14 protein-coding genes are annotated in these 18,342 nt (G+C 38.2%); all 14 read left to right on the forward strand.

Annotated features, from left to right (window positions below):
- Nucleotides 1-29 precede the first annotated feature (29 nt).
- From ACODST_RS08430 to ACODST_RS08495, 14 genes are read left to right on the forward strand one after another with little or no spacing between them, the layout of a single operon-like run.
- Nucleotides 30-458 (forward strand): phage tail protein, encoded by a 429-nt coding sequence (locus ACODST_RS08430; RefSeq protein ID WP_488931676.1) that lies wholly within the window; start codon nt 30-32, stop codon nt 456-458.
- A 2-nt stretch (nt 459-460) separates the two neighbouring features.
- Nucleotides 461-907 carry a phage tail protein gene (locus tag ACODST_RS08435; protein WP_488931677.1) on the forward strand — a complete coding sequence of 149 codons (447 nt, stop codon included), beginning with the start codon at nt 461-463 and terminating at the stop codon, nt 905-907.
- Nucleotides 908-909: 2 nt separating this feature from the next.
- The gene (locus ACODST_RS08440; protein ID WP_488931678.1) at nt 910-1,068 is read left to right on the forward strand and encodes a DUF5908 family protein; all 159 of its coding nucleotides are present in this window, start codon (nt 910-912) and stop codon (nt 1,066-1,068) included.
- Nucleotides 1,069-1,070: 2 nt separating this feature from the next.
- Nucleotides 1,071-1,754: a CIS tube protein gene (locus ACODST_RS08445; RefSeq protein WP_488931679.1), complete on the forward strand. Its 684-nt coding sequence runs from the start codon at nt 1,071-1,073 to the stop codon at nt 1,752-1,754.
- Nucleotides 1,754-3,499 (forward strand): type VI secretion system tip protein VgrG, encoded by a 1,746-nt coding sequence (gene vgrG, locus ACODST_RS08450; protein WP_488931680.1) that lies wholly within the window; start codon nt 1,754-1,756, stop codon nt 3,497-3,499. Before ACODST_RS08445 ends, vgrG begins: the two co-directional genes overlap by 1 nt.
- 4 nt (nt 3,500-3,503) lie before the next feature.
- Complete coding sequence (locus tag ACODST_RS08455; RefSeq protein ID WP_488931681.1) at nt 3,504-3,794, forward strand: PAAR domain-containing protein; 291 nt, start codon at nt 3,504-3,506, stop codon at nt 3,792-3,794.
- A gap of 2 nt (nt 3,795-3,796) precedes the next feature.
- Nucleotides 3,797-4,207, forward strand: a complete 411-nt coding sequence (locus tag ACODST_RS08460) for a GPW/gp25 family protein (protein WP_488931682.1) — start codon at nt 3,797-3,799, stop codon at nt 4,205-4,207.
- Nucleotides 4,208-4,214: 7 nt separating this feature from the next.
- Entirely contained in the window at nt 4,215-7,535 is a 3,321-nt protein-coding gene (locus ACODST_RS08465; protein WP_488931683.1) for a baseplate J/gp47 family protein, read from the forward strand.
- Nucleotides 7,523-10,225 carry a hypothetical protein gene (locus tag ACODST_RS08470; protein ID WP_488931684.1) on the forward strand — a complete coding sequence of 901 codons (2,703 nt, stop codon included), beginning with the start codon at nt 7,523-7,525 and terminating at the stop codon, nt 10,223-10,225. Before ACODST_RS08465 ends, ACODST_RS08470 begins: the two co-directional genes overlap by 13 nt.
- 12 nt (nt 10,226-10,237) lie before the next feature.
- Nucleotides 10,238-13,684, forward strand: a complete 3,447-nt coding sequence (locus tag ACODST_RS08475) for a hypothetical protein (RefSeq protein WP_488931685.1) — start codon at nt 10,238-10,240, stop codon at nt 13,682-13,684.
- On the forward strand, nt 13,685-15,370 hold the full coding sequence (locus ACODST_RS08480; RefSeq protein ID WP_488931686.1) for a contractile injection system tape measure protein: 1,686 nt from the start codon (nt 13,685-13,687) through the stop codon (nt 15,368-15,370).
- Between the two features lie 12 nt (nt 15,371-15,382).
- Nucleotides 15,383-15,949, forward strand: a complete 567-nt coding sequence (locus ACODST_RS08485) for a hypothetical protein (RefSeq protein WP_488931687.1) — start codon at nt 15,383-15,385, stop codon at nt 15,947-15,949.
- A 3-nt stretch (nt 15,950-15,952) separates the two neighbouring features.
- Nucleotides 15,953-16,828: a DUF6734 family protein gene (locus ACODST_RS08490; protein ID WP_488931688.1), complete on the forward strand. Its 876-nt coding sequence runs from the start codon at nt 15,953-15,955 to the stop codon at nt 16,826-16,828.
- Between the two features lie 56 nt (nt 16,829-16,884).
- On the forward strand, nt 16,885-18,324 hold the full coding sequence (locus ACODST_RS08495; protein WP_488931689.1) for an eCIS core domain-containing protein: 1,440 nt from the start codon (nt 16,885-16,887) through the stop codon (nt 18,322-18,324).
- Nucleotides 18,325-18,342 lie beyond the last annotated feature (18 nt).

An 18,342-nucleotide genomic window follows, 5' to 3' on the forward strand; every position in this document is an offset into this window, starting at 1 on the left:
TAATTATCAACATTTAAAAAATACAGATCATGAGTTATCCGCTATCAAAGTTTCATTTCTCAGTTGACTGGGGAGGAACAAAAATAGGATTTACAGAAGTTTCCGGCTTAGATGTCGAAACTGAGGTAATTGAATACCGCCAGGGAGCAAGTCCCGAATACAGTAAAATTAAAATGCCGGGCATGCAGAAATTCTCCAACATTACCATGAAAAGAGGAACTTTTGCAAGTGACAATGAATACTACAACTGGTGGAATACGGTAAAACTAAATACGATAGAAAGAAGGGACATTACCATCAAACTTCTAAACGAAGAGCATGAGCCGGTAGTGACCTGGAAAGTAAAAAATGCCTGGCCGACCAAAGTACAGTCAACTGATTTAAAAGCAGACGGAAATGAAGTAGCTATCGAATCTATGGAATTGGTTCATGAAGGTTTATCCATTCAAAATGACTAGTTATGGCTAATTATTATCCACCTGCCGGTTTTCATTTTTTAGTTGAATTTGAAGGTCTTGGTTCACAGGAAAAAGACCATCAGTTTCAATCGGTTTCCGGTTTGTCTGTCGACATCGAAACCGAAGAATTTGCCGAAGGTGGAGAAAACAGGTTCAAACACAAACTTCCGGTAAAAACCAAGTATGCCAATCTGACTTTAAAGCGCGGAATGTTAATTGATTCTGCTGTTATTGACTGGTGCAGGGATGCCATCGAAAATTTTTCTTTCAAGCCGGTAAATCTGACCATCAAACTGCTTAACGAAGAACATCAGCCTTTGGTTTCCTGGAACGTAGTGCATGCCTATCCCGTAAAATGGTCGGTTGACGATTTTAATGCTGAAGAAAGTAAGCTTGCTGTTGAAAACTGTGAGCTTACGTACAACTATTTTACTTTAATAAAAAGCTAGTTATGCCCATCGAAATAAAAGAGCTTCACATTAAAATTAACGTGAACGAAGGATCCAAACCGGCAGCATCTGCTTCTGCTCAAAAAGGCAAAGATGAAGATGCCGTCGCCGAATGTGTCGACCAGGTAATGAAAATCATTGAACGTAAAAAAGAACGATAGCCATGGCAGGAGAATTAGAAAAACTAAAAGTGGCTGCTTACCGAGATGCGGAATTTAATAACAAGGTCTCCGACGGTGAGTTTTCCACACTGATGAATCCGGAAAAATACACCTATCACTACAAAATCGAAGCAGATGAAACCCAGGCTTCCGGAACCAGTACCGTTTCGCCAAAGTTTAATAAAAAACTGCCCGAAAATCTGGAGCTTGATTTTGTTTTTGACCGGTCTGGTGTAATCAGCGGTTATCCCAGTTCTGACGACGGAATTATTGATGACATCGAGAAATTCAAAAAGGTAATCCTGGATTATAATGGCGATGAGCACAAACCCAATTACCTTATTATTTCCTGGGGTACACTCCTTTTTAAAGGATCACTGACGGAAATGGATATTGAGTTCAAACTCTTTAAACCAGACGGAACGCCGATAAGAGCCATTGCCAAAACCAAATTTCAGGGTTTTGTCGAAGATAATTTAAGAGCAGCCAGAGAAAACAATAAGTCACCGGATTTAACCCATTACAGAACGGTAAAAGAAGGCGATACGCTGCCTTTGATGTCTTACAATATTTATGGCGATTCCAAATATTATCTGGAAGTAGCCAGAGTCAATAACATTGTCAATTTCAGAAAATTAGAAACCGGGCAGAAATTATTCTTCCCGCCCTTACAAAAACAAGCCTGATGAACAACAGCGGAGTCATACAAACCAGTAAAAGTGCCGATTTAGTAACGCATAAAATTTTAATTGAAGGAGAAGAATTATCTAAAACCTATCAGGTTAAAAGTATTGTGGTGCAAAATGAGGTCAACCGGATTCCTATGGCCCAGATTGTGCTGACTGACGGAGAAGCTTCGCAAAGGGATTTCAAACTGAGTAATGAAGACTTACTGATTCCCGGCAAAAAAATTGAAATAACGGCAGGTTATCATAATGATGAAGAAACGATTTACAAGGGAATTATCATTAAACATTCTATTAAGATAAAAAACAGTGCTTCGCTGCTCATTGTTGAATGTAAAGATGAAGCTGTAAAACTTACGATTGGCAGAAAGAGCAAATATTTTTATGATGTAAAAGACAGTGAAGCTTTTGAAGAAATTATTGGCGCTTATGGACTTGACAAAGACGTAGAAGCTACCAATTTCAGTCATAAAGAACTGGTTCAGTACCATACCTCCGACTGGGATTTTATAGTCTCAAGAGCACAGGCCAATGGTAAACTCTGCTTTGTCGAAAATGGAAAAATAACCATCAGTAAACCCAATGTAACCGCATCTTCGGTTGAAACTGTCACTTTTGGAGCCTCTTTACTTGATTTTGATGCCGAGATAGACGCCCGAAACCAATTTGCAAAAGTGTCTTCGTACAGCTGGGACTACAGTAATCAGGAACTCGTTGAAATCGAAGCCAATGATCCCGGAATAAGTCTGAACGGTAATCTTTCTGCTTCTGATTTATCGGAAACGATCAAGCTTGAAAATCTGGAATTACGACATGGCGGTGCCATTACAGAAACGGAACTCCAGGACTGGGCCGATGCCAAATTACTTTTTCAGCAGTTATCCAAAATCAGAGGAAGAGTAAAATTCCAGGGGATTCCGGCAGTAAAACCCAACACCATCATTACACTCGAAGGCGTGGGTGACCGCTTTAACGGAAAAGCTTACATAACAGGTGTTTTTCATGAACTAACCGAAGGCAACTGGACTATTGATGCTCAATTCGGGCTAAACCCGGAATGGTTTTCAGAAACTTACGATATCCATACCCCGACAGGTTCCGGTATTATTCCGGCCATAAAAGGGCTTCATGCCGGTATTGTAACCCAGCTGGAAGGTGATCCAGACAGCGAAGACCGGATTCTGGTAAAAATCCCGATCATCAATAATGAAGAACAGGGAATCTGGTGTCGTGTAGCTTCACCCGATGCAGGCGAAAACAGAGGCATTTTCTTCAGACCCGAAATTGAAGACGAAGTAATTATTGGTTTTATAAACGAGGATCCCAATAATGCCATTGTGTTAGGAATGCTGCACAGCAGTGGAAAACCAGCTCCGATAACTGCTTCAGATGACAACCATCAAAAAGGAATTGTAACCCGCAGTGAAATGAAAATCATGTTTGATGATGATAAAAAAAACATCGGAATTGAAACCCCGGCCGGCAAGAAAGTAACCTTAGACGAAGACCAGGGGGTCATTAAAATCGAAGATGAAAATTCGAATGTAATTACGATCAACAGCAGCGGGATCAAACTGGAAAGCGGCGGCAATATAGAGCTTATTGCAACAGGAGATGTTACCATAGAAGGTACCAACGTTTCCCTGAAAGCAAAAGCAATGTTTAAAGCCGAAGGAAATGCAGGAGCCGAAATGTCATCGGCAGCAGTTGCGATTGTAAAAGGAAGTGTGGTACAAATAAATTAAAAATATGGGATTACCAGCCGCAAGAATTACTGATATGCATGTCTGTCCAATGGTAACCGCAACGGTGCCTCATGTGGGCGGACCTATTCTGCCACCGGGTTCCGCAACCGTATTAATTGGCGGGGTTCCGGCAGCCTGTATGGGTGATATGGCAGTTTGTACCGGCCCTCCCGATACGATACTAGGAGGATCGGCAACCGTTTTAATTGGCGGTAAACCGGCTGCCCGTATGGGCGATACTACCGCTCACGGCGGTACTATAGCTGCCGGATGTGCAACTGTTTTAATTGGTTAATTATGGAAAGTGAAAAAGCCTTTTTAGGAACCGGATGGAGTTTTCCGCCGGAGTTTAGGAAAATAACCAAATCTGTGGTAATGATTTCTGATGAAGAAGACATTAAAAGCAGTCTGGAAATTTTATTGTCGACCAAAGTAGGAGAACGCATCATGCTTCCTAAATACGGATGCAATGTCGATGAGCTTCTTTTTAATCCGCTAAACAGAACCTTAAAAACTTTTGTTTCCGAATTAATAAGAACTGCCATTTTGTATCACGAACCAAGAATCGATGTCGAGAAAATTGACATTACCCAGGGAGATGATCTCAAAGGGGAATTACTAGTCATTTTAGACTATAGAATACGAGCAACCAACTCCAGAACTAATATGGTATATCCTTTCTATAAACAAGAAGGAACTAATATTTAAAAGCATTATGTGTAACAACAGCGACCATACAAACGATATATTATTTAAAAGAAATGGCACAGATCAGGGAGAGCGCTTGAACAGTATTCTGGATCCCGGCAATTTGAAGCTCCATGACTTTGATATTGAAGACTGGCTGCTTTTTACCTACAGCTTTGCCAAGCAGGTTAACTTTTTTGACACAAACGACAGCCAAAATGCGGCCGGCAGCTGGCAGGAGATTTTTGAACATTTTGGTACCGTTCCCGGAGTACTTCCTGACCGAAAAGATAAAGCGTACAGTATTCTAAAACAAAATATTTCGGAAACACTCCGCAGTATTGAATTTGAAGGTACCTTAACACCGCATATGACCCTGTTTGTGTGTTTTCTGAAATTACTGGAATTATCTCAGGCCCGTTTCAACTTAATTACCAAAAAGCACCTTGACTTTTTTTATAAAGACATTTTACAAATTGAAAAACTTCCTGCCAAAGCAGATAAAGTCCATGTTATTTTTGAACTGGCCAAAAAAAGCACCGAAGAACAAATCGTGGCTGAAACCCAGTTAGATGCCGGAAAAGATGCCGAAGGCCGAAGACTTATTTATAAAACCACCGAAGAGTTAGCAGCCAATAAAGCCCGGATTGCACAGCTGAAAAGTGTATACAACGACATTAAACTAGGAGAAATAAAAGCCAGTGAAATTGCCAATTCGCTGGACGGAAAAGGAGAAAATCTTAAAGAAGAATCCAAATACTGGCTGCCTTTTGGATATACTTCCGGAGAAACAAAATATACCGAACTGGAAGCGGCACGCCTTGGTTTTGCCATAGCTTCTCCGTTACTGCAATTAAAAGAAGGCGAACGAAATATTGCGGTTACCATCACATTTAATGAACCGTTTACTTTTGAATCCGGTGGCATAACCGTAAATGAACTCGCCAGCAATATCAGTGTTTACAGCAGCGGCGAAAAAGAATGGCTGGGTGCATTCCCGCTTATCGAAACAGCAGGTACATCCGGTATTTCTGGAAACCAGTTAAAACTTGTATTCCAGATTCCAAAAGATACTCCGGCCGTTGTCAATTATGATCCAAAAGTACTGGGAGAACATTTTTCAGATACGCTGCCTGTGGTTCGCTTTTTAATTCATACCGAAAATAAAAGAGGACATTATTTGTTTAGAAATCTGGTGACCAAAACAGTCAGCAGTATTCAGGTAAAAGTAGACGTAAAAGATGTTACTTCTTTAGAACTGGAAAGCGATACCGGTATATTAAATGCCGAAAAACCTTTTTATCCTTTTACAACACAGCCTACCAAAGGTTCTTCATTTCTGATTAACTATCCTGAAATCTTTTCAAAAAAATGGAAAAACATTGAGGTCAGCATCAACTGGAAAAATACGCCCTCCTCTTTTAAAACCCATTATGACGCCTATAAAACAAAATACCTTAATACCATTAGCAGAACTATTTTCCTTCAGGGAATGTTTATTGAGGAAACCGTAAAATTACCAACGGCCAACCAGCCCGAAGATCCAAAACCGGCCGAAACTATCGCAGCAGATACAACCGGAAGAACTAATCTTACCCTAAATACAAATACGGCAGACCTTATTGTAGAATCAGATGCTTATTTTAAGGCGACTGTTTCTATATTAAATAAAGAAAACTGGGAAAATAAAAGTACCAATACCGTTTTGTTTTCGAATACAAACGGCGTATACCAGACAGCGTTTTCAATCGCTGATCATAATTATGAAATTGGCAAGAGCGGGCCAATCCGGTTAACGCTCAACCAGTCTTTACTGCATTCTTTATATCCTAAAATATATACCCTTGCCGTAATGAGTGAAAATCCGGAAACCCTTATTCCAAATGAAGCTTATACGCCTTTTGCAGAAACTATCAGTTTAAATTATACAGCCGAAGAAACGGCCGTTTTTACAAACCAGACTGAAGAAGAATATGCCGCAGAACGCATAAAACTGTTTCAGGAAGGACCTTTTGGACAGAGTGAAGAACATTCGTATTTAAAAAAACGAGCCATTCAAAAAGGAATTCTTAACCCCAACAGTGCCATTAACAGCCGTATTGTTCCTGATTATTGTAACGGAGGTGAATTTTATATAGGACTGGAAGAAGCAGAAATAACACAGCAGGTTTCTTTACTGATACAAATACTGGAAGGAAGCGAAAACCCGCTGGCTGAATCGTTTACAGGAAAACAAAAAGTCGAATGGTTCGTGCTTTGCGATAATTACTGGAAAAATATTGAAAACGAAATTCTGGCTGACTCAACAGATAACTTTTTAAAATCCGGTATTCTCAAATTCAGTATCCCGAAACAGGCCTCTAAAACCAATACGTTATTTCCGGATGGTTTAATCTGGCTAAAGGCAAAAATGCATAAAGCCTACGACGCTGTCTGTAAAGTAATTGATATTAAAACACAGGTGGTTACGGCCGAATTTTTTAATAATGATAATGAATTATCGCATCTCGAAAAAGGACTTCCTGCCGAAACGATTTCAAAACTGGTAACCCGGATAACACAGGTTAAAAATGTTTCTCAGCCTTTTAATTCGTTCAACGGTAAACCGCTGGAATCAGATGAGACCTATTACAAACGGGTGAGTGAGCGCCTTCGTCATAAAAACAGGGCTATAACGCTTTGGGATTATGAGCATCTTATCCTTCAGGAATTTCCAGAAGTATTCAGGGTAAAATGTCTTAATCATACCCATAATGCTACAAATTCATTTTTGTCTCCCGGCGATGTCACCCTTGTAGTGGTGCCCGATATTATAAACAAAAATGTATTTGATCTTTATGAGCCCAGAGTTAGCAAAGCTGTTTTAAACAAAATTCAGAATTATGTAAACAACCTGAACAGCATGCACGTAGAAGCGGTTGTTATTAATCCGGAATACGAAAAAGTGATCATCAAATTAAATGTGAAGTTCTATGCCGAATATGATGAGAACTTTTATAAAAAACAGCTGAATGAAGATATCGCAAAATTCTTATCTCCATGGGCATTTGACACCAGTCAGGATATCCTGTTTGGAATTGAATTACACCGAAGCACCGTAATTGATTACATCGAAAAATTATACTATGTAGATTATCTGGCAGAATTAGAAATGGCCAAACCCGAAGATGGTATCGAATCAGAAAACCCAAATGATCCTGCTTATCTGGCATCACTGGATTTTTTATCTGTGTTATCGCCTTCTAACCCTAAACGAATTCTTGTATCCGTCAAAAACCATATCATTTCTACCGATATCAAAACCTGTAAAGAACCCATTATCCAATCCAAAGAGACATGTCAGTATTAGATTCACCTATCACTATTCCTAAAAAAACGGCTGCTGAGGATGACTTAGATTTTTTCTATCTGAGAAAAAAAGGTATTGAGTACATCGAACAGCTCGGCGGCAGATTATGGACCGATTTTAACTCGCACGATCCCGGCATAACCATACTGGAAATGCTTTGTTACGCCATTACTGATCTGGGCATGCGAACAAATCTTCCTATTGAAAATATTCTGGCTTCGGATCAAACAGACAAAGGAATTCCTTCACAATTTTTTAAAGCTTCAGAAGTACTGCCTGCAAGTCCGGTAACCGCTTTAGATTACAGAAAGCTTTTTATTGATATTGAAGGCGTAAAAAACTGCTGGCCGGCCAAACATAAAAAAACAGTCTACGTAAACTGCAAGGAAGACCAGTTATCCTATAATGCCAAAGATTTTAATGAAGTTCCGAGAGGTTTTAAAAAACAATTTGAACTAAAAGGACTGTACGATCTTTATGTAGATTTTGACAGCAAAAAACCAGCTGAAATTAATAGTGTCAAAGAAAAAATCCGCGAAAAATATCATGCTAACCGAAATCTGTGTGAGGATCTGGTTAACATCATAAAAGTCGACGAATATCCTGTAAAAATATGTGCCAGTATTGAAGTAGACACTCAGGCCGATGAAGAAATGGTACATGCACTGGTATTAACGGCCTTAGATGGTTATTTATCGACTACGGTAAATTTTTACTCGGTTAAACAAATGATGGATAAAGGCTATTCTACTTTAGAAATTTTTGACGGACCGGTTTTAGAACACGGCTTTATAGATACCAAAGAACTAATCGAAGCAGACCTGACCAGTGAAGTACGGTTATCCGATATTATAAAACTGATCATGAATGTTCCGGGCGTAATAACCATCAAAGACATCTCCCTTGGGAATTGCGGCGAAAGTGATCAGAATTTAAACGAATGGCTGCTATGCCTTAAAGAATATCAAAAACCTGTTATCTGCAATAAAAGTGTTTTTAATTATAACAAAGGGGTACTGCCGTTAAATATTAATAAAGAACAGGTCGCTGTGTATCTGGAAGAAATTAATGCCGAAAAAGAAGCGGCCATCACTTATTCCAGCCAGCATAAAGAACTTCAGCTGCCCAATGGAAGTTACCTCCAAATAGACCGTTATACCACTATACAAAACGATTTTCCGGATACGTATGGTATCGGGGAAACCGGTCTTCCTTCTGAAGCTCCTGCAGCCAGAAAATCCCAGGCCAAACAGTTAAAAGCCTATCTTTTATTTTTTGATCAGATTCTGGCAGGTTATTTTAAACATTTAGGAAAGGTTAACGAAATACTTTCAGTAAGCGGCAGCCTTACCAAAACTTTTTTTACACAGGCTGTAAAAGATATAGAAGGCCTTAGCGAACTGGTAACGCATTATCCCGAAAACAACGATGACTCTCTGACTGAGATTCTCTTCAGACAGTTTGATAATAATATCGAAAGACGCAACATTATTCTGGACCATCTTCTGGGGCGTTTTGCCGAACGTTTTTCAGAATACGTTTTTATCAACAAAAGTATCTACGGCAGCGCTACGGACGAAGTCGTACTGAAAAACAAAGAAGATTTTTTAAAAGATTATAAAATTGTAAGCAAAAACAGGGGCAGTTCTTTTAATTATTACAAACAGCCGCAAAGTAATCTGTGGAATACGGATAATGTCTCGGGCGTTAAAAAAAGACTGGCAAGGCTTTTAGGCATCAAAAACTACAACAGAAGACATCTTTCGGATTCTTTCGTTGAAGTATATCATTTTATCGATTCAGACAATCAGCTTGTTTACAGATGGAGAATCAGGGACAATGCCGGTAATATCATACTCTCTGCAACAACAGAATATTACGATACTTCTACGGCCAACAGAGAACTCTATTTTGCTGTACTGCAGATTATACAGACAAGGGAATATAACGTCGAAGAAGCTTTTAAAGCCGGAATTTCAGATCCGCAGGTTATTGATAACATACAAATACACCGGGCCGATTCCGGTAAATACTCCTATGATATCATTAATCCGCTTATTAAAGATGAAAACAATCCTGACCGGATTATTGCCAAACGATACACTTATTACAACACAGCGGAAGAAGTAAAAAAGTCTATTCTGGATTTAATTTATTTTATGAAAGAAGTATTTACAGAAGAAGGGCTGTTTATAGTAGAACATATGATGCTTCGTCCTGACGTTAGTCAGACTACGGTCGACCCGGCTGCTTTTCTGCCTATTTGTACAGATGAATGTAAAAACTGCGAACCATTAGACCCTTACTCCTATCGTGTAAGCATTGTACTGCCCGGATATACCCTGCGTTTTGCCAATACCGATTTTAGAAATTATATAGAAAAAGTAATAAAAGAAGAACTGCCATCGCATGTATTGGCAAAAATATGCTGGATAGGACACCGAAAAAATGAAATCGACAACCCGGCAGAAAATGAACTGGTGCAGTTCGAAAACTCTTACAAAGAATATTTATTTGCTAAAACCCCTCTGAATCAGGAACAACCCGAAACAGAACTCCTAAAATTCATCAATGCCTTTAGTAACCTTAGCAATTTATATCCTACAGGAAGATTATTTGACTGCAGTGACGAAAATGAAAATCAATTCGAAAAAATAATACTAGGAAAAACAAATTTAGGATCACTATAAATACGATTAACCATGTTAGCAAAACTTTCAACCATAACAACCCTGTACCGAAAATTCACTAAAAATCAGGTACTAACAGAAGGACATCTTAACCAGATTGTCGATTTTTTTGATGACCAGGACCGTATTTCCAGGATAGGTCTTAGTGGTGCAGGTATTATTTGCGGCTTCAGGGTTTCCTATAATCAGTCTGCCAAAAACATTTCGATAACACAAGGCAGCGGTATAACTACAGATGGTGATCTTTTTCATTTATATAAAACGAAAGTTAACGGAGGTGAATTCATTGATTTTGAAAATAAAGAATACACCCATTATAAAGTACACGACAATAAAAAAGCCGCTTACAAACCTTTTTTTTACAACGGTACTGAGCAGCTTGAAATTTTTGAACTTTTAACCGCCGAGCAGCTGCTGCTTGACAAAGCAAATACTTTTCCGATAACCAGTCTTAAAACCAATACCGGATTAGAGATAAACGATGCCGTAATACTATTGTACCTCGAAACCTATGAAAAAGATTCCGACCTGTGTGTAAGCCTTTCCTGCGATAATCAGGGTCTGGAAATCATTGGAAATTACAAAGCATTAATAGTCAGTAAAACCGTCGCAGCCCAGATTAACAGCCACGATCAGATCATCAGTAAAATAAACTTTTCCAGTCTTTACTATAAACTGCCCGAACTGGTATCTAACCGTATTGTACTGCAGCCGGAGCATTTCAGCAATTACAACGAAATTAAAAAGAAGTTTACCAGCGGGATCTTTAAGAATAATGTGGTTCCTAAACTTCGTGACGGTTTCGAACTGCTGCTTACAGCCTTACAAATGCCCGTATTACTGGATTCTGTCAAAAAAAATCTGGCACTCCTGTACAATTTTGATGAAAACAATGTTCCGCCGGATTTTCAATACAGATACGACCTCCTTAATGACGTAATTGATACTTATAACGAAATAAAATTCTTATTACCTGGTATGGATGGTGAATTCTGTTTTCCGGACATCAAATCGTTTCCCAAACACCTGATGCTGGGAGAAGTCGTAAAAACCGGACCTTGTTTTGAGTACCGACATTCTTTTTACAAAGCACCACTGCTGACCGGGCAGAATTTAAGCATCTGTAACGATTGTTTACCTCTGGATATTCTTCTTGAACAGGGCAGCGTAAATACCATTTCCGAATTTATTGTGGATCTGGAAGGTAAAGATGCTAAAATTTGTTACGGCAAAAATACCGATGTACAAAAATTAAACAGCCTGATAAAACGCTCTGCACAGCTTTTAGCCAATTACAATGTAAATTACAATTATATCAAAATTACCCCAAGTTTTGAATTGGGTCTGTTAGGAAAAAAAGCCATCCCATTTTACAATAATGTGGGCAATCATCTTATAGAACTTTGGGACTACGAAAAAACAGCCATTGCACAGCAGCGCAATAACAGGAGTTATCACGACAATCTTTTAAATACCAAACGACCGCTTGAACTCCTTTCTGATCATAATTTTTACAGAATTGAGGGACATCAGGGCAGAAATTACAAAGAGGCTTTAAAAATTATCCAGACCATCAGACGTCAGCATGGCTTAGGTTTTAATGTCGTGGTTTTAGGTGTAAAAGCTTCCGAAGCCAAGGAAACTGTAGAAAACTTCACTTCTTATTACCTCAACAAAAATCACGGTTATGAACACAAAGCAGGTGTAATACCCGGCGGAACGTTTGTAATGATTTATATAGAAGACGAATACGCTCCATATCCCTACTACGGTTATGGTTATCCATATGAACATCCACAGTCCAGATCGCTGGCCGGTGATTTTGAAAAAGACGGCGATAATGGAGAATCTGTCATTTTAAATCCTGTCATTGCTGATTTCAGTCTGCCGTATTTATGCTGCGATGATAATTTCATTTCCCTTTCTTTACCAATAACCAAATTGTGTTTTGATGAAACATCATCTTACTTCCCATTTCACGTAACCCCGGCAGGAGGCTTTGTAAAAGCGGACGTAGACAGTGATTTAAACGGCGGAGTGACCAAAAATCAATACGGGGAATTTGTTTTCGATCCAAAACTGGTAAGTGAAGAACTCATCGGAGTGCCTATATCTTTTACAGTAAACAATATTGACACCAAATGTAAAGTCACCATTTTTAGAAAACCAAAATTTGATTTCACTTTTGTCATTACCCAAACGCCTGAAAAAAATGAAGTAACTGCTGCCTTTACAATTACCGGAGAGAATCAGTCCGGAATGAAATACACCTGGGATTTTGGCGATGGCAGCGATGCGGTAACCGGTACAGATACAAAACTAAAACACGTGTATAAATACGAGCAGCCCGCTAAAGCCAGTTATAATTTTCCGGTTAAAGTTACCGCTGACAACGGCAATTGTAGTTTTCAGGTACAGCATTCTGTAATTTTTGAAATTACCGACATAAAAATCAGCCTGGACACCAAAACAATCTGTCGAAATGATATAATACCGCATGTTTTTACTATTGAACCTAAAGGCGTAAAAGCTGTTTTAACCGGCGACGGTGTTTCTAAAAATGAAAACGGTGAATATGTATTTATTGGAAATAATGTCCCTGCCGGCGTTGATAAAGTTACCGTAATGGTAAACGGAAAAGCTTCTAACCTTATCATAACCCTTGCAAATCCGCCAAAAGCATCCTTTAGTTATACTGTAAAAAACAGTGAACTGATACTAACCAACAATTCTACAGATGCCGAAAGATATGTATGGACGATTGCAGAGGAAAAGGTAGAAACCGACTCTATACTGCCTATTACAAGACCTGTTTCACTTTATAACAGTACCGCTATAAAAGTAGCGCTTTCTGCCTTAAACAAAAGATGCGGCGAAACGGTAGATGCCAAAGAAGTGATTCTGACCGAAAAAGTGATCGTAAACAGCTGCCTTAAAAATGCCGCAGCGTTCCTTAAAAAAGCGATAAGCGGTTTTGAAAACATACAAAAACAGCCGGAATTAGAAAAATTCAGTCCGGAGACTCTTTCGCTTATTAAGGAAATCGAACGACAAACTGCCATTGTAAATAAAGATACTGCAGCTTATATTAATGGCGATTTTAACCATCTGCTGGTAGAAATGTTTACCGCTGTGATTTACAGTAATCTGCTGCTGGCTGTTAAAAATTCACAAACCGAAGAAGAAAAAACAGTCTTAAGTTTCCTTACAGAAACCCATATTTCACTGTTCTATATTATTCTGAAATGCCAGCCACAGGAGAATCTTGAAAAAATCGAAAAGCAGATTATTACCATTACAGGCCGTTTTGATACACTGCTCAAAAGTTATATAAGAATCAAGTATAATACAGATCCTAACGGAACATTAAAAGAATTCCTTTCCGGTCTCAGAACTCCGTTTAAAAACATTGCCTTTATTCTGGAGGCCATCGAAGTACAACTAAGCAGTTTAAGTTAAATGCAGACCACTGAAAGACATATTATCAATACATTATTCCTTGAGGTCAATACCCGGTCAAAAGAAAAGGCTTATTATCTTAAGGACCATATCGATACGTTTCTAAAAGAAGAACTTTTTCCTCTTTTAGAAACCTATTTTGATACGTACGATAAAAAACTGCCTGCAGACAGCAGTTTTCAGATCGAAAAACTAAACCTTGATCTTTCGGTCGCTTCAGATTTTAATTTTGAAAGCATCAAACACGACATCATTAATCAGTTTCAAAAACAAATTGAAAACCATATAGAACATGGTTTTTCAGAAACAAAACAATATCAACTGGTTAAAAGCGGGGAAAAAAGTATGAACGAGTTTTTTCTCTTTCTTGAAACAGGAACTCATCCGTGGTGGACAGCTTCAAATAATATCCTGAGTGTCGAACATGAAGAGGAATTTAAAGAAATGATCCATGATAAAACCTTCAGTCTAAAACTGCGAAACGTACTTGAAAAACCTCAGATTAGAGCCCGGTTTATCAAACAATTGTCAGATAACCAGATTTATGGTATACTGAAAAAAACACTGTCTTTAGAATTAACTGACCACAAAATCAATACTGAAATTACTAAAAACATCAAACACACTATAGAGAATATCATTTCAAAATCAAAACTGGGCTTAAAACAAAGAAATTTAATTTGGGATATCATTCTTTTACAGCTGTTAAAACACAATGACACTATCCTAAAAGAGAAATTAATCCTTTTGATTACGTCTTTACTTCCCGTTGGAAAATACAATCCCGAAATTATTTCAGAACAGACCGGTTTATACCTCGCTGGCAAATCTGTTTTCACGGTAATAAGCCGTCTTGAAAATGAAATTAAAACCCTAAAAACTCTTTTTGAACAGAAAGCTTTGAAAAAACTTTCGGAAAGCAGTCAAGAGGAAAACCTAAAATCAACTATTGATCCAAAAGAAAATCCAGCAGAAAGTGCTGGTACTGAGAAAACGGTAAAACCAGACTCCGTTTTCGAAAATAAAGAAACCAAAACCGAAGAAAATAATTTCAGCACTCTACTACCTCAGCAGTCCGAAAATAACAAAACAAACCAACTGAGCCCTGTTTCAGGAAATAAAGACGAGGCGGCAGAAGCAGAAAGAATACTGGCCTCTTTACTTTCAGAGGAAACGGTAATTCCCCAGATTCCTGCTGTACATTACGTTAATAATGCCGGATTGATACTCGTGCATCCTTTCTTAAAACAGCTCTTCGAAAATTGCCAGCTGCTAAAAAAAGATAAAAGTATCGCAGATAAAGAAATGGCGACACATCTTTTACATTATATCGCTGTCGAAAAAGAACAGGATTATGAAAACGAAATGCTCTTTGAAAAAGTATTATGCGGTATTCCCGTTAACCAGACTATTAACCGAAACATTGTATTACCGGAAGAATTCAAAAAACATGCTGACGAAATGCTTCAGGCAGTTTTAGACAACTGGCCTGTTATGAAAAAAGCTTCGTTCGCCCTGTTACGAAATGAATATTTACAAAGACCCGGAAAAATAATCCTTACTCACGAAAGCCCCAAAATTATTTTAGAAAGAAAAACGCAGGATATACTGTTAGAAAAAATCAAATGGAATATAGGAGTTGTAAAGCTGGTATGGCATGACAAAATCATTTTTGTAGACTGGTAATTAGACAAACATATGGAAACTGAAAAAAACACCTTTTTGAAAGAGGATGAAAAAAACATCTTCTACGAACAGAAACAGGCCATCAAAAATATTTTTGAAAAGCTCGATTTGTCAAAAATCGCTTTTGTAGGCGGCATAGCAGATTATCTCAACCTCCGGACATATTATGATATGCCGGTAAATGATATTGATATCATTTATGAAAATGAAGAAGACCTGCTGCCAATTAAAGAAAATGACGGCCTGACACGATATTTCAGCCGATTTTACAATATAGGCGGAGACGTTTTAGTATCAGAATATTTCATCAACAACAGAAATGTCCATACTGATTATTACAAAAGAAACTTTTCAAAAATACAGCTGACACAGTCTCCCCTTTTAGGTACCCTGGTATGGCATGCCGATTTTAACGAAATGAAAACATTTCATAACATTCAGATCCCAGAAGTAACCTCAGAGGCAATGGGTGAAAAATACGAATGGAAAAGACTTTATAAACATAGTAAAAAAGCATCACTGTATAATAATGTTTCCTATCTGGAAGAAAAACAACAGCTTCACACCTTAAAAAAATAATGTATGGAAGAACCAAGAATCATATACAGTCTGGATGCATTTCCTCTTATCAATAACCGCTGGCAGATGGGCAATAAACTTAAAGAAACCATTTACATGACGGCTTTAAGCATTTTATACAGCCATTTATGGTACAAAGACATTGAACTCTACGCAGATGAAACGGCTTATAAATTTTTATACATGCTGCCCTGCAGGGTCACGAAAGTAACCAACGAACAAAACAAGGAATTATGGATGAAATCTAAAATACATGCGATAGAAAAACAGACAAAACCTTTTGTCCATCTTGATACCGATGTGTTTATCAAAAAGAAAATCAATTTTGATTTCGATAGTGTTATCCTTGAAAGAAAAGAATGTGGTTACGAAATACACTATAAACCGCAGATTGATTTTTTCAATCAGTACACTAAAGACATCCCTTACTGGCATCCCGGTCTGGGACATTCTTTCAGCTGTGGTGTATTAGGATTTAACGATCTTGCCCTTCGCAGTAAATTCGTAGATGCCTATTATGAAATAGAAACTGTTTTTACTGCTCATCGAGACGAATTTACGCCCTTAAAACAACTTGGTTTTGAACCCTGCATCGTAATTGAACAGTACAATCTGGCTTCTCTCTTACACTATAACAATATTACCCCAACATTACTGCTTAAAGGAAGAAACATAACCGAGCATAGCAAATATGCCGGTGAAATGGGATACAGCCATTTATTTGGTATTAAAAAGTATAAAAAAGACATTATAGAAGAAATAGAATATCGATTGTTTAAAATATTTCCGTACTGGTATGCGCAAATAAAGACCGAACTCGAAAAACACCAGATTATTTCAAAAGAAGATGCACGCTTCCAAACCATGCTGGCATCATAAACAGTATTTCTGATCATCTAAAAAAGATTTGTTTCAAATAGTAAAACAAAGAAGTCATGAGAACTTTAGAAAATAAAAAACCGGTTATAAACGCTTCTTCTCCCTTTTTTGAACCCAAAATTCAAAAAAAACTGACCACAGGAACTCCAGGGGATAAATACGAAGCTGAAGCTGACAAAGCAGCCGATAAGGTGGTCAACAATGCAGCTTCCGGCGGACTTTTACAATCAAAATCAGAAGAAGAAGTACAGCAAAAACCAATCTCTGAAACTATTTCTTCTGTTCAGACCAAAGAAATGAAAAAAGAAGAATCCGTACAGAAAAAGTCTGACAAAAAAGAAGAAGAAAAACCGGTACAGAAAAAAGAAAAGGAAGAAGAGAAACCGGTTCAGAAAAAATCCGGGAAAGAGGAAGAAAAACCAGTTCAGGCTAAATGCGATGAATGTGAAAAAGAAGAAAAAGCCCAGAAAAAAGAACAAAAAGAAGAGGAAAAAGCCGTTCAGAAAAAAGAGCAGAATTCTGATACGGAAATACAGGACAATAGTCTCGAAGAAAAACTTGACCGTTCTAAAGGAAACGGGGCCGGTTTAGACAAGAAAACCAAAAAGGAAATGGAATCTGGTTTTGGTGCCGATTTCAGTAAAGTAAAAATTCACACCGACAGTAATGCTGTTCAAATGAGCCGTGAACTGGGAGCTCAGGCTTTTACAAATGGCAATGATGTGTATTTTAATAAAGGAAAATACAACCCTGATTCGAAAGAAGGGAAACATTTACTCGCACACGAACTAACTCATACCATTCAACAGACCGGAGCTGTTCAAAAATCAACAGATCCTGATGCCGGTGCTTCTGAAGATTTGGAAGCTGCCCGTTTTAAAGGTGATTACAAACTGGAACAAACACACGATAATTTAGATCGCCTGGCGGTGGGTTCAAAAGGAGAGTCTGTACAAAAAGTGCAATCCGGTTTAATGGATCTTGGTTACCAGCTCCCGAAATTTGGTGCCGATGGTGATTTTGGCAGCGAAACCAAAGCCGCTGTTCTGGATTTTCAATCAGACAACGGACTGACTTATGACGGAATTGTCGGAATTCAGACCATGGGACGCTTAGACGATATTTATGTGGGCAAAGGAAATGGTAAAAAGAAAAAAACACCCAAGAAAAAGGATTGTGACTTGTTTAACCGCTTCAAATTTTCATCGGAGCCAGCCCATATTGAACCTTTAAACCCGACTAAAGACTGTAAGTCCTTTTCTATCACTTTAACAACGGCCAAAAACAAAAGTGAAAATGCCTGTCCGGTATACAACGTAGTGATTTTAGATTCTTCCGGTAAAGCCGTCAGAGGTCCAATGAACATCAATGTTGGCGGGACTTTCTCTTTTAATTTCACCGCTGCAAAAGCAGACAAATTCAGCATGGTTATTTCAACACCTCAATCATGCGGAGAAAATGCTTTTTCCGGAAAAGGAACCAAACACAGACAATAAAACCAAAATAACAAAACG

It is taken from the genome of Flavobacterium sp. FG19, assembly GCF_057809475.1.

Coding starts and splice junctions, on each gene's coding strand:
- ACODST_RS08460 (WP_488931682.1), top strand. CDS start 3,797: ATGGAAAGTGAAAAAGCCTTTTTAGGAACCGGATGGAGTTTTCCGCCG.
- ACODST_RS08465 (WP_488931683.1), top strand. CDS start 4,215: ATGTGTAACAACAGCGACCATACAAACGATATATTATTTAAAAGAAAT.
- ACODST_RS08490 (WP_488931688.1), top strand. CDS start 15,953: ATGGAAGAACCAAGAATCATATACAGTCTGGATGCATTTCCTCTTATC.
- ACODST_RS08430 (WP_488931676.1), top strand. CDS start 30: ATGAGTTATCCGCTATCAAAGTTTCATTTCTCAGTTGACTGGGGAGGA.
- ACODST_RS08455 (WP_488931681.1), top strand. CDS start 3,504: ATGGGATTACCAGCCGCAAGAATTACTGATATGCATGTCTGTCCAATG.
- ACODST_RS08495 (WP_488931689.1), top strand. CDS start 16,885: ATGAGAACTTTAGAAAATAAAAAACCGGTTATAAACGCTTCTTCTCCC.
- ACODST_RS08435 (WP_488931677.1), top strand. CDS start 461: ATGGCTAATTATTATCCACCTGCCGGTTTTCATTTTTTAGTTGAATTT.
- ACODST_RS08475 (WP_488931685.1), top strand. CDS start 10,238: ATGTTAGCAAAACTTTCAACCATAACAACCCTGTACCGAAAATTCACT.
- ACODST_RS08480 (WP_488931686.1), top strand. CDS start 13,685: ATGCAGACCACTGAAAGACATATTATCAATACATTATTCCTTGAGGTC.
- ACODST_RS08470 (WP_488931684.1), top strand. CDS start 7,523: ATGTCAGTATTAGATTCACCTATCACTATTCCTAAAAAAACGGCTGCT.
- vgrG (WP_488931680.1), top strand. CDS start 1,754: ATGAACAACAGCGGAGTCATACAAACCAGTAAAAGTGCCGATTTAGTA.
- ACODST_RS08485 (WP_488931687.1), top strand. CDS start 15,383: ATGGAAACTGAAAAAAACACCTTTTTGAAAGAGGATGAAAAAAACATC.
- ACODST_RS08440 (WP_488931678.1), top strand. CDS start 910: ATGCCCATCGAAATAAAAGAGCTTCACATTAAAATTAACGTGAACGAA.
- ACODST_RS08445 (WP_488931679.1), top strand. CDS start 1,071: ATGGCAGGAGAATTAGAAAAACTAAAAGTGGCTGCTTACCGAGATGCG.